The sequence below is a fragment of the Elioraea thermophila (ex Habib et al. 2022) genome, assembly GCF_003336755.1.
Taxonomy (GTDB): Bacteria; Pseudomonadota; Alphaproteobacteria; order Acetobacterales; family Acetobacteraceae; genus Elioraea; species Elioraea thermophila.
The window spans coordinates 15,127-26,914 of sequence record NZ_KZ851831.1; the positions used below are offsets into that span (position 1 = coordinate 15,127).

An 11,788-nucleotide genomic window follows, 5' to 3' on the forward strand; every position below is an offset into this window, starting at 1 on the left:
AAGGACGAAGGGGGTGCCCAGGCACCCCCTTCTTTCTCTCCAGGAACCCCGCGGGCGGCGAACGGTCAGCCGCGCTCCACGCACATCGCGATCCCCATGCCGCCGCCGATGCACAGCGTGGCGAGGCCCTTCTTCGCGCCGCGGCGCTGCATCTCGTAGAGAAGCGTGGTCAGCACCCGCGCGCCGGAAGCGCCGATCGGGTGACCGAGGGCGATCGCACCGCCGTTCACGTTCACCTTCGCGGTGTCCCAGCCCATCTCATTGTTCACCGAAATCGCCTGGGCGGCGAAGGCCTCGTTCGCCTCGATCAGGTCGAGATCGGCCACTTTCCAGCCGGCCTTGGCCAGCGCCGCGCGCGAAGCAGGGATGGGCCCCGTGCCCATGATCGCCGGATCCACCCCGGCGGTGGCCCAGGCGACGATGCGCGCGAGCGGCGTGATGCCGCGCTTCTCCGCCTCCTCGGCCGTCATCAGCACCACCGCCGCCGCGCCGTCGTTGATGCCCGAGGCGTTGCCGGCGGTGACCGTGCCATCCTTGCTGAAGGCCGGACGGAGCTTCGCCAGCACCTCGATCGTGGTGTCGGGTTTCGGATACTCGTCCTGTTCGACCACCACGTCGCCCTTGCGGCCCTTCACGGTGACGGGGACGATCTCGTCCTTGAAGCGGCCGGCCGCCATCGCCTCGGCGGCCTTGCGCTGCGAGTGGTAGGCGAACTCGTCCTGCTCGGCGCGGGTGATCTGATACTTCTGTGCAACGTTCTCCGCGGTCACACCCATGTGGTAGCCGTGGAAAGCGTCCCACAGCCCGTCCTTCAGCATGGTGTCGAGGAGCGTGAGCTCGCCCATCTTCTGGCCTGCGCGCAAATTGGCGCAGTGCGGCGCCTGGGTCATGCTCTCCTGCCCGCCGGCGACGACGATCTTCGCATCGCCCTGGCGGATGGCCTGGAAGCCAAGGGCGACCGACCTCAGCCCCGACCCGCAGAGCTGGTTGATGCCGAAGGCGGTCTTCTCGTGCGGAATACCCGCCGCCATCGCCGCTTGGCGGGCGGGGTTCTGACCGGCGCCGGCGGTGAGGATCTGGCCCATCACCACCTCGTCCACCTCCTCGGGCGCCACCTTGGCCCGCGCGAGCGCGCCCTTGATCGCCACCGCGCCGAGCTCATGGGCGGCAAGCGAGGCGAAGGCCCCGTTGAAGTTGCCCACGGGCGTACGCGCGGCTGCGGCGATGACGACCTCGGTCATGACGGCTCTCCTCCGGAGGGTGTCGTTGTGACCCTTCTTGCCATGGTGCAGTGCCGAAAGGAACCGGGAAGACGGGCAGGCCAGCCCCTCAGACCGTGGCGAGCCATTCGGCGAGCGGGCGCCACAGCGCCGTTTCCGCCCCCGACCCGGCGGCCATGCCGATGTGCCCCGCGGCCGGCTCGTGCACCGTGGCGCGCGGCAGGAGGGCGGCGAGAGGCCGGGCGGACTCGGGCGGCACGATGCGATCCCGCGCAGGGATGGCGACGAAGCCGGGGGCGGCGATCGCGCGCGGATCCACCGCAAGCCCCGCGATGCGCCACGCGCCGCGGGCGGGGTCGTTGCGTCCGTACCAACCGGTGAGGCATTCGCGCGCCACCGGCGCGGCGAGCGGTACGCCGTCGTTCAGCCAGTCCTCGAGCGCGACGAAGAGCCGCGCGCGCGGCGACGTCGGGTCGAGCCGGGCGAAGGCGCGGTACTTGGCGGCGACCCCGAACGGATCGAGCAGGGCGAACAGGGTCTGCAGGAGATCGACGGGCAGCGCGTCGTGCAGGGCGAGAGCCGGCTCGAACAGGGGGACGAGGGCGGCGACGAAACGGGCGCGGTCCGGGTCGCCGGCGTGGAAGTCCCACGGCGTGGCGAGGAGGGCGAGAGCCCGCACGAGGTCCGGCCGCCGCTGCGCGGCGGCGAGGGCGAGCAGGCCGCCCATGCAGTAGCCGACGAGGGCAACGGGGCCCTCGGCGAGGCTGGAGGCGGCGACCAGCGCGCGCTCGAGCCGGCCGGCGATGTAGTCGGTGAGGGTGAATCCCCGCTCCGTCTCCCCTGGCCAGCCCCAATCAAGCAGCAGGGGGCGAAGGCCCCGTGCTGCGAGCCAGCGCAGCATCGACCCGCCCTCCATCAGATCGAGGACGTGCGCCCGGTTGACGAGGGAGGGAACGACCAGGATGGTGGCTCCCGAGGGCGGCGAGGGCGCAGTCGCGCCGTAGTCGAGCAGGCGGGAGTTTCCCTCCGTCCACAGCACGGGCGGATCCGCGAGCCGTCTCTGCCAGGGATGCCGGCGGTAGGCGGCGATGCCGGCGATCAGCGCCCGATCGTCCTCGGCGAGCGCGCGGAAGGCGGCCAGCGCGAGGTCAGTCGGGTCGTGGCCGCTCCGCTGCAGCCGGCTTGCGAGGTCGGCGAGGCGCGGGTCGTCCGGGCGTAGGATCGCGTCGAGGAGCGCTTTCCAGGGCGGCGAGGCGGCGTTCGATGGCGTCGAGCCGCTCGAGGATGGCGGCGAGGAGAGGCTCAGCAGGGCTGCCGGCAGGGCCGTTCGCCTCAGTGCCGCGAGCATCAGGTGCAGCACGAGCGGGCGCGGGCCCCGTCGCCTCAGGGGCCCCGGCGAGGAAGGGTTCATCCTCGGCCGCCGAACGCGGGGCGGCGCGCAGCCCGGCGGAGGCGAAACCGGCCCACAGCGCAAGGAGCCTGATCCAGGTCTCCTGCGCTTCGCGGTCCGTCGCCAGGGCGGCGAGTTCGCTCTGCCAGAGCGTGATCCAGTCGCGCGCGAGGCTGTCGAGATCCTCGGGCCTTGATCCGTCCATGCCGGCCTTCCATGTCGCGGCCGGATGGTAGTCCGTTCGCGGGTGCGAAGGAACGCTCGCCCCCGTGACGGGCAGGGTCGCGTTGCGGGCTGTGCCCTGCCGTGCGGGGTGCTAGGCTGCACCGCAGCACGACGTCTCGAGGAAAGATGTCCGCCATGGCCGAAGCACGTCGCAAGGACGAGACCCAACCGCCCGCGGGCGATGCCCCCGCCGGGCCCGGCCCGGTGGTGGTGAAGAAATACGCCAATCGCCGCCTCTACAACACCGAGGCCTCCTCCTACGTCACCCTCGACCATCTGGCGCAGATGGTGAAGGAGGGGCGCGAGTTCGTCGTCTATGACGCGAAGAGCGGGGAGGACATCACCCGCCAGGTGCTGACCCAGATCATCGTCGAGGAGGAGGGCAAGGGGCGAGCCTTGCTTCCGATCGGCTTCCTGCGCCAGCTGATCAGCTTCTACGGCGACAGCCTGCAGGCGCTGGTGCCGCGCTACCTCGAGATGACGATGGGGGCCTTCGCGCGCCAGCAGGAGCAGATGCGCCGGGCGATGCAGCAGACGATGGAGGGGTTCTTCCCCTTCACGATGGAGGAGGTGGGGCGGCAGAACGCGGCGATGCTGGAGCGGGCTTTCGCCTGGTTTACGCCGTTCTATCGCCCCTCGGCGCAAACTGGGGGTGAGGAGGATCGCGAGGCCGAGCTCGCGCGGCTGCGCGAGGAGGTGGAGCGGCTGAAGGCGGCGCTGGCTTCGCTCGAGAAGGCGCGGGCGAAGGGCTGAGCCCGGGTCGGCCGCGGAGCGGCGGATTTCAGGCGGCGAGCAGGCGCGGCGCGAGGGAGAGGAGGTCGGCCGGGTGGGCGGCGATGGCGTCCGCCCCGTCGGCCATGGCGCGCGTGCCGTAGCCCCAGGTGGCGAACACGACGGGGAGTTTCGCGCCCTTGGCCGCTTCGACGTCGTTGCGGTGATCGCCCACCATCAGGGCGGAGTCGGGCGCGCCGCCCGCGGCCTCGAGGGTGGCGAGGAGGTGGCGCGGGTCGGGCTTGCGGTAGGGGAAGGTGTCGCCGCCGCCGATGGCGGCGAAGTGGTGGGTGAGGTGGAGGGCGTCGAGCAGCGCCCGCGTCGCGGCCTCCGGCTTGTTGGTGCAGACGGCGAGGGTGAAGCCGGCATCGGCGAGGCGGGAGAGGGTGGCGGCGATGCCGGGGAAGGCCTCGGTGGCGACGGCGGCGTTGGCGGTGTAGTCGGCGAGGAAGGCCTGGAAGGCCGCCTCGTCGAAGGGGTGGTTGCGGGAGGCGAGGGCCTTCTCGATCAGGGCGCGGGCACCGTCGCCGATCCAGGAGATGATTTCGGCGCGGGTGAAGGGGGGCAGGCCCAAGGAGGCGGCCATGCGGTCGGCGGCGGCGTGCAGGTCGGGGGCGGAGTCGACGAGCGTGCCGTCGAGGTCGAAGAGGATGGTGGGCACGGGGGCTGCGGGGTGTGGTTGCGGGTGCTGCGCGGCCCGCCTTGTCGGGGGGCGGGGCGGCGGCGTCAAGCGCTGAGGGTTTGCACAGCGGGGACTGAGCGCAGGTCAGGCGTCCTCGGGCTCGAAGTAGTCCAGATCGACATCCTTGATCTCGATGGTGCGCTTGGTGCGCACGCCGACGTTGTGGCGGATCATCAGGTCGGCCAAGCGGTCGCCGTCGATCAGCACGATGCGGAGCGAAGGGATGGTGCGCGCCGCCTCCTCGGCTTGGCGGGTGAAAGTGCTGGTGGTGATCAGCACGCCCTTGTTGGCGCCGCGCATCTGCAGGGCACCGATGAAGTTCTGGATGATCGGGGCACCGACGGCAGCGTCGCCGTACCGTTTCGCCTGCACGTAGATCCGGTCGAGCCCCAGCCGGTCTTCTTCGATGATGCCGTCGATGCCGCCATCGCCCGCGCCGCCGACCACCTGGGAGGCGCCGCCGGAGCCCGCGCCGTAGCCCAGCGCCTTCAGCACGTCGAGCACGACGCGTTCGAAGAAGCGGGGCGGCGAGGAACGCAGCCGGGTCAGGATCTCGTCGCGCAGCGCGGTGTCGAGTTCCGCCGCCGCGAGGTCGAGCCGCTCTTCCGCGGTGGCGGTGACAGCCGGAGACTCCGCGGCACCCGGTGCGCCGACGTGGGCATTCGACGGAGCCTCCGCACCGGCCGAGGCGCGGGATCGTTCAAGGAACGAACGGAATTCCGGAAAACGCTTCAGGAGATTGGTGTCGATGCGCTCCGGGTTCTCCGCCAAAAGCGCGCGGCCGCGGTCGGTGATCTCGACCACACCACGACGCGGCTGTCGCACCAACCCGGCCTGCTTCATGTAGGTCTTCGCCCAGCCGGTTCGGCTGTGGATCACCCTCACGCCCTTGCCGGACGGGATTTCCTGCGCCCGCTCCTCCGGCGTCAGGCGAAACAGATCCGCCATCTCACGCGAGATGTCGCGGATGTGCTTCGGCCCGGCGGCCACCGACCGAAGCACCGGCAGCATCAGCGTCTCGTAGTCCGGGATCGGCACCCCACCCCTTGTCTGAACACGGAAGGATGGAAAGCGGCGAACCGACCGTCAAACCGGACGGAAGGCTGGCGGCGGCGAGACTACTCCACCACCTCCGGCGCGCGCTCCTCGTCGCCCTCGCCGGCATCGCCCTCGGGCTTCGGCAACGCCGCCACCGGCACCTCGATGAAGGTGAAGGTCAGCGTTTTCGTCTCCTCATCCAGCCCCACACGCACCGCACCACCCTTGGCGAGCTTGCCGAACAAGAGCTCCTCGGCGAGCGGCTTCTTGATGTGCTCCTGGATGACGCGGGCGAGCGGGCGGGCGCCGTAGAGCGGGTCGTAGCCCTTCTCGGCAAGCCAGGCGCGCGCGGCATCGGTCAGTTCGATGGTGACGTTGCGATCCGCCAACTGCGCCTCGAGCTGCATGACGAACTTGTCGACCACGCGCGCGACGATGTCGGGCGTGAGGTTGGCGAAAGGAATGATCGCGTCGAGGCGGTTGCGGAACTCGGGGGTGAACATCCGCTTCACCGCCTCCTCGTCCTCGCCCACGCGCACGCTGCGTTCGAAGCCGATGGCGGGCTTGGCCATGTCGGCCGCGCCGGCGTTCGAGGTCATGATCAGGATCACGTTGCGGAAATCGACCTGCTTGCCGTTGTGGTCGGTGAGCTTGCCGTGATCCATCACCTGCAGAAGGATGTTGAACAGGTCGGGGTGTGCCTTCTCGATCTCATCGAGGAGCAGCACGCAGTGCGGGTTCTGGTCGATCGCGTCCGTCAGCAACCCACCCTGGTCGAAGCCGACATAGCCCGGCGGGGCACCGATCAGGCGCGACACCGAGTGCCGCTCCATGTATTCCGACATGTCGAAGCGGATGAGCTGGATCCCCAAGGTCTTGGCGAGCTGCTTGGCGACCTCGGTCTTGCCCACCCCGGTGGGGCCGGTGAAGAGGTAGCAGCCGATCGGCTTCTCGCCGTCGCGCAAGCCCGCGCGGGCGAGCTTGATCGCGGCCGAGAGCGCTTCGATCGCCTTGTCCTGGCCGAACACCATCGCCTTGAGGTCGCGCTCGAGGTTCTTCAGCACCTCCTTGTCGTCGGCCGAGACCGACTTCGGCGGGATGCGCGCGATCTTGGCGACGATGTCCTCGACGTCCTTCACGGTGACGGTCTTGCGCCGCTTGTTCTCGGGCAGGAGCATGCGCGCCGCTCCCACCTCGTCGATCACGTCGATCGCCTTGTCGGGCAGCTTGCGGTCGTGGATGTAGCGGGCGGAGAGCTCGACCGCGGCCTTGATCGCCTCGTCCGTGTAGCGGACCTTGTGGTGCTTCTCGTAGTTGGCCTTCAGCCCCTTGAGGATCTTGATCGTGTCGTCGATCGAGGGTTCGGCGACGTCGATCTTCTGGAAGCGGCGAACGAGCGCGCGGTCCTTCTCGAAGTAGTTGCGGTACTCCTTGTAGGTGGTGGAGCCGATGCAGCGCAGCGTGCCGGAAGCCAGCGCCGGCTTGAGCAGGTTGGAGGCGTCCATCGCGCCGCCTGAGGTGGCGCCGGCGCCGATGACGGTGTGGATCTCGTCGATGAACAGGATGGCGCCCGGCTGGGCCTCGAGCTCGGCAACAACGGCCTTCAGCCGCTCCTCGAAGTCGCCGCGGTAGCGGGTGCCGGCGAGCAGAGCGCCCATGTCGAGGGCGTAGATGGTGCAGCGGGCCAGCACCTCCGGCACGTCGCCCTCGACGATGCGCTTGGCGAGGCCCTCCGCGATCGCGGTCTTGCCCACGCCGGGGTCGCCCACGTAGAGTGGGTTGTTTTTGGTGCGCCGGCAGAGGATCTGGATGGTGCGCTCGACCTCCGCCTCGCGGCCGATCAGGGGGTCGATCTTGCCCTGCGCGGCCTTGCGGTTGAGGTTGATGCAGTAGTTGGCCAAGGCTTCCTGGCCGCGGCGGGAGGACTTCTCCTCGCGGCCCGAGCCTTCGTCGTCGTGCGACCCCGAGCCTTGGACCGGGCGGCGTTCGGACTTGCCGGGCACCTTGGCGATGCCGTGGCTGATGAAGTTCACTGCATCGAGCCGCGTCATGTCCTGCTGCTGCAGGTAGTAGACGGCGTGGCTCTCGCGTTCGGAGAACAGGGCGACGAGCACGTTCGCCCCCGTCACCTCATCCCGCCCCGAGGACTGGACGTGAATGGCGGCGCGCTGGACGACGCGCTGGAAACCCGCCGTGGGCTTGGGGTCGCCCGGGCGGTCAGTGACCAGGCCGGCGAGGTCCTTGTCGAGGAACTCGATCAGGTCGCGGCGGAGCTTGTCGATGTCCACCGCGCAGGCCTTGAGCACGGCGGCGGCGTCGGCGTCCTCGGACAGCGACAAGAGGAGGTGTTCGAGGGTGGCGTATTCGTGGCGTCGTTCGGCGGCGTAGGCGAGGGCGCGATGGAGAGTCTGCTCGAGGTTGCGCGACAGCATCAGGTCCTTCTCCTCCGCCCGAGGCCGGCCGCGCGTCGGCCGGTCCGGGGTGCGCGCGACGCCACCGTCGCGTCGCGTCCCCTCATCATGCGGGGTGATTGGTGAAAAATGTCAGTCCCCGCCCGCATCACTCCTTCTCGATGGTGCATTGGAGGGGGTGCTGGTGCTGGCGGGCGAGGTCCATCACCTGCGTCACCTTCGTCTCCGCCACCTCGTAGGTGTAGACGCCGCACACGCCGACCCCGCGGCGGTGGACGTGCAGCATGATGCGGGTGGCCTCCTCGCGCGACTTGTTGAAGAAGCGCTCGAGCACGTGGACGACGAACTCCATCGGCGTGTAGTCGTCGTTCAGCATCAAGACCTTGTACATGCTCGGCTTGCGCGTCTTCGGCCGCGCCTTGACGACGACGCCGGTGTTCGGCGTCTCGCCTGAGCCGTTTCGCTTGTCGGTCTCGCTCATCGCTCCCGATGCGGCAATCCGATCGGGCGCACCGTCGCGCCCGCCGTGAAGCATATCGGATGCGGGACGCGGGCGGAAAGGGTGTCGCGCCGCAGCCGGCCCGCGCGCACGATCGCGTGTAGAGGACGCGGTGCCGGAGCACGAAAAGGGCCCGGCGGAGGACGTCCGCCGGGCCCGTGTCGCAGCCGAAACCGTCGAGGCTCGCCCCGCCGAGGCCAATCAGGCGGCGAGGGGGCGGGTCAGCGTGGTGACGGCGGCGTTGACGCGCTCGGCCACCGGCGCCATCGCCTTCTCGGCGAGCTTCGCCCCGTGCTCCGAGAGCTTGCCGGCCTCGGCGATCATCTTCTCCATCGCCGCCTTGGCGAAGGTCATCTGCAGCTCCATCGCCTCGCGCAGGCTCTTCGCGGAGGCGAGCGCCTTGGCGTTGGCCATCGTCTCGTCGAAGGCGGTCTGCTGCGCGGCGAGCAGGGTGCGCGCGATCTCCTGCATGCCTTCCGTCAGCACGGTGGTCGACTTCAGCAGCGCCTCGAGGTTGCCGCGGCCGAGCTCCATCACCGCCTCGAACTGCTTCTGCGCGGCGGCGACATGCTTGGTCGCCTCCTCCATCTGCGTCTTGAAGGCGGCCTGGGCCTGCTCCATGCCGGCCTTCACCTGGTCCATGGTCTTCTCGGCCACCTCGGCGGTGGTCTCGACGATCGCCTTGTTCTTCGTGGTCATGGCGGGGCTCCTTTGCTGACTGACCGAAGGGCTTTGCTGCACCGCAGCATGGCAGCGAATTCGCAAAACTCATGCCCGCTGTCAAGGCTTTTGTTGCATCGCAGCATGAGGCGTTGCGGCCACAGTCGCTGAAGCAAACGCCCGGAACCTCTTGTCTTTGCCGCATTCCGGCTGGACAGGGGCAGAAACCGGCCACTACCGTTCCGCTCTCTGCCGATTCGGCCCCAACGCCGGAGCCAGCCATGCTTGCCTTCGCCGCCCCTGCGTGCGCCCGATGCGACGGCTGATCGCAGCCTCCCTAGTCGCGGTCGCGGTGGCCGCTGGTAAGCCTGTACACGCGCAGATCGGCAGCGACCGCTACGCCTCGATCGTGATCGACGCCGGCACGGGGCGCGTGCTGTCGGCGGTCAACGCGGATGCGCCGCGCCACCCCGCCAGCCTCACCAAGATGATGACCGCCTACATGGTGTTCGAGGCGGTGCGGAACCGGCGCGTCACCTGGTCGACCCCCGTCGTCTTCTCCGCCCACGCCGCCGCCCAGTCGCCCTCCAAGCTCGGCCTGCCGGCGGGCACGCGGATCACACTCGAGGAAGCGGCCCTCGCGCTCATCACCCGCTCGGCCAACGACGCCGCGGCCGCCATCGCCGAGACGCTCGCCGGCACGGAGGCGAACTTCGCCCGGCTGATGACGCTGCGCGCGCGCAGCCTCGGCATGACCAGCACCACCTTCCGCAACGCCTCCGGCCTGCCGCATCCTGAGCAGATCACCACCGCGCGCGACATGGCCGTGCTGGGGCTGCGCCTGATTCAGGACTTCCCGACCGAGTACCGCCTGTTCTCCACCACCGAGACCCGGGTGCGCAACCTGCGTCTGCACAATCACAATCGCATGTTGCTCAACTATGAGGGGGCGGACGGGATCAAGACCGGCTTCATCCGCGCCTCGGGGTTCAATCTGGTCGCCTCCGCCGTGCGCGACGGGCGGCGGCTGGTCGGTGTCGTCATGGGCGGAGCGAGTTCCGCCGAGCGCGACGAGCACATGGCCGACCTGCTCGACCAGGGCTTCGGAGCGAGTGGGGTGCGGGTGGCGCAGGCCGGGCCGCCGGTCGCCCTCCTTCCCCGCGCCCGCGCCGAGACCGCGCGCCCGGAGCCGCAGCGCCAGGCCGCGGCCCGTCCCCCGGCCCCGCCCCCTCGGCAGGCCGCGCCGCCCGCCACCTGGGCCGTGCAGGTCGGCGCCTTCTCCGACCGCGCCGGAGCCCACAGCGCGGCCGTCAACGCCCGCCGAACCCTCGGCGCCGGCACGGTGGCGGTGCAGCAGGCTCGGGTCGGCAACCGCACGGTCTGGCGGGCGCGGGTGACCGGCCTGACGGAAGCCGACGCCCGCCGGCTCTGCGCCCAGCGCGCCAAGAGCCGGCAGGAATGCGCACTGATCCGGCCCGCCGGCCCCGCCGCCGCGCCCCCCACCGGGGCGCGCCGCACCGCCGAGGCTTCCGCCGCCGCGCCGCGCGGCTGATCGCCCCGCCCGTCAGCGCATCGCGCCGCGCGCGTCGATCGGGAACAGGGTCTCCACCCGCCCGGCACGGACGGCGACGAACCAGTCGTGCCGATCCACCGTCGGGTCGCAGTGACCGGGGATGAGGCGGAGCTTCTCTCCGAGCTTCGGCCCGGTGACGGTCGCCGGATCCCAGGCGAGGGTGAGGTGCTCGTCGGAGGCGCCGGTCACCGTGACGCCGGGCAGGTCGGCCACCAGCGGCAGGCCGGAATCGATCGCCACCCCCTTGTGGCCGACATCGAGCACCGCCCGGCCCGGGGCGGGCGCGCTGATCACGGTGGCGAGCACGAAGAGGGCCTGGGCGAAGTCGCGCACCGGCGCGCCGGTGGCATCGAGATTGCGGGCGTAGTCGGCATCCATCAGCGCGTAGGAGCCGACCTGCAGCTCCGTCCACACCCCGGCGGCGAGTTCGTGCGCGAAGGCGCCCGTCCCCCCGCCGGAGACGATCCTCGCGTGCAGGCCGCGCTCGGTGAGGGCGGCGAGGGTCTCCCGCACGGCGGCGGCGGCGTGTGCGATCGCCGCTTTCCGCTCGGCGTCGCTGCGCAGGTGCTGCGCCTTGCCGTGATAGGCCTGCAGCCCGGCGAAGCCGAGCCGGGTGGAGTGCGCCACCCGCTCGGCCAGCGCGGCGGCGGGGGCGCCGGGGGCGATGCCGCAGCGGCCCTGGCCGACGTCGATCTCGACCAGCACCTCGATCCGCGCCCCGCAGGCCTCCGCCGCCCGCTCGAGCGCCCAGACCTGCTCGGCGTCGTCCACACAGACCATCACCTCGGCGAGCCGGGTGAGCCCCATCAGCCGCCGCAGCTTGGCGTCGCCCCAGACCTCGTTGGAGACGAGCACGCTGCCCACGCCGCCCCAGACGAGGGCCTCGGCCTCGCCCACCTTCTGCACACAGGCGCCGACCGCGCCGCGCGCGACCTGCATCCGTGCGATGGTGGACGACTTGTGCGTCTTCGCGTGCGGGCGCAGCGCCACCCCGGTGCCGGCGACGCGCGCCGCCATCGCATCGAGGTTCGCTTCGAAGGCGTCGAGGTCGAGGAGCAGGGCCGGGGTGTCGATGGCGTCGACGGCATCGCCCGGCAGGGCCGGGGGGGCGAGGGGCATGGCGGTCCGTTGGCTGACTGAATGAGGGGTTACCGCGACGTTAGCCTCAGGCGCCGGGGCCGGCGAGGGGGCAGGAAGCGGGGGTTGTCGGAGAATTTTACAGCCCTCCGGTACGGGATCTTGCCCGGCTTCGTCCCCGGTGGCGGCGCCTCGGGCACGCAAAGGCCAGGGTTTCGTCCGGGAAATCAATGGCCTGGTCG

General features: G+C 70.6%; 10 protein-coding genes. 2 read left to right on the forward strand and 8 right to left on the reverse strand.

From position 1 onward, the window contains the following. Positions 1-65: 65 nt before the first annotated feature. Both DWB05_RS00100 and DWB05_RS00105 read right to left on the reverse strand, forming a co-directional pair. Entirely contained in the window at positions 66-1,241 is a 1,176-nt protein-coding gene (locus DWB05_RS00100; protein ID WP_114373651.1) for an acetyl-CoA C-acetyltransferase, read from the reverse strand. Between the two features lie 88 nt (positions 1,242-1,329). Continuing rightward, positions 1,330-2,631, reverse strand: a complete 1,302-nt coding sequence (locus DWB05_RS00105) for an alpha/beta fold hydrolase (RefSeq protein ID WP_114373654.1) — start codon at positions 2,629-2,631, stop codon at positions 1,330-1,332. 339 nt (positions 2,632-2,970) lie between these two features. Here DWB05_RS00105 and phaR point away from each other — a divergent pair, with 339 nt between their 5' ends. Further along, a complete protein-coding gene (gene phaR / locus DWB05_RS00110; RefSeq protein ID WP_114373656.1) occupies positions 2,971-3,588 on the forward strand; it encodes a polyhydroxyalkanoate synthesis repressor PhaR in 618 nt (205 codons plus the stop codon). 28 nt (positions 3,589-3,616) lie between these two features. On the opposite strand, the gene gph is transcribed toward phaR, so the two are convergent. From gph to DWB05_RS00135, 5 genes are all read right to left on the reverse strand, one after another. Next, positions 3,617-4,267 (reverse strand): phosphoglycolate phosphatase, encoded by a 651-nt coding sequence (gene gph, locus DWB05_RS00115; protein ID WP_114373659.1) that lies wholly within the window; start codon positions 4,265-4,267, stop codon positions 3,617-3,619. A gap of 105 nt (positions 4,268-4,372) precedes the next feature. After that, positions 4,373-5,326, reverse strand: a complete 954-nt coding sequence (locus tag DWB05_RS00120) for a restriction endonuclease (RefSeq protein WP_114373663.1) — start codon at positions 5,324-5,326, stop codon at positions 4,373-4,375. Between the two features lie 80 nt (positions 5,327-5,406). Next, the gene (gene clpA / locus DWB05_RS00125) at positions 5,407-7,758 is read right to left on the reverse strand and encodes an ATP-dependent Clp protease ATP-binding subunit ClpA (protein ID WP_114373666.1); all 2,352 of its coding nucleotides are present in this window, start codon (positions 7,756-7,758) and stop codon (positions 5,407-5,409) included. Positions 7,759-7,885: 127 nt separating this feature from the next. Beyond that, positions 7,886-8,218: an ATP-dependent Clp protease adapter ClpS gene (clpS, locus tag DWB05_RS00130; protein WP_114373669.1), complete on the reverse strand. Its 333-nt coding sequence runs from the start codon at positions 8,216-8,218 to the stop codon at positions 7,886-7,888. Positions 8,219-8,437: 219 nt separating this feature from the next. After that, on the reverse strand, positions 8,438-8,935 hold the full coding sequence (locus tag DWB05_RS00135; RefSeq protein ID WP_114373673.1) for a phasin family protein: 498 nt from the start codon (positions 8,933-8,935) through the stop codon (positions 8,438-8,440). Positions 8,936-9,209: 274 nt separating this feature from the next. Between DWB05_RS00135 and DWB05_RS00140 the strand changes: the two genes are divergently transcribed. Continuing rightward, positions 9,210-10,448, forward strand: coding sequence for a D-alanyl-D-alanine carboxypeptidase (locus DWB05_RS00140; RefSeq protein WP_114374205.1), 1,239 nt, complete (start codon positions 9,210-9,212; stop codon positions 10,446-10,448). Positions 10,449-10,460: 12 nt separating this feature from the next. On the opposite strand, the gene DWB05_RS00145 is transcribed toward DWB05_RS00140, so the two are convergent. Next, positions 10,461-11,588 carry a DSD1 family PLP-dependent enzyme gene (locus tag DWB05_RS00145; protein WP_114373676.1) on the reverse strand — a complete coding sequence of 376 codons (1,128 nt, stop codon included), beginning with the start codon at positions 11,586-11,588 and terminating at the stop codon, positions 10,461-10,463. Between the last annotated feature and the right edge of the window lie 200 nt (positions 11,589-11,788).

Bases quoted from the DNA above. Each gene is read 5' to 3' on its own strand.
- DWB05_RS00140 (WP_114374205.1), top strand. From the start codon at position 9,210: ATGCGACGGCTGATCGCAGCCTCCCTAGTCGCGGTCGCGGTGGCCGCT.
- clpA (WP_114373666.1), bottom strand. From the start codon at position 7,758: ATGCTGTCGCGCAACCTCGAGCAGACTCTCCATCGCGCCCTCGCCTAC.
- DWB05_RS00105 (WP_114373654.1), bottom strand. From the start codon at position 2,631: ATGAACCCTTCCTCGCCGGGGCCCCTGAGGCGACGGGGCCCGCGCCCG.
- DWB05_RS00135 (WP_114373673.1), bottom strand. From the start codon at position 8,935: ATGACCACGAAGAACAAGGCGATCGTCGAGACCACCGCCGAGGTGGCC.
- DWB05_RS00100 (WP_114373651.1), bottom strand. From the start codon at position 1,241: ATGACCGAGGTCGTCATCGCCGCAGCCGCGCGTACGCCCGTGGGCAAC.
- clpS (WP_114373669.1), bottom strand. From the start codon at position 8,218: ATGAGCGAGACCGACAAGCGAAACGGCTCAGGCGAGACGCCGAACACC.
- phaR (WP_114373656.1), top strand. From the start codon at position 2,971: ATGGCCGAAGCACGTCGCAAGGACGAGACCCAACCGCCCGCGGGCGAT.
- DWB05_RS00145 (WP_114373676.1), bottom strand. From the start codon at position 11,588: ATGCCCCTCGCCCCCCCGGCCCTGCCGGGCGATGCCGTCGACGCCATC.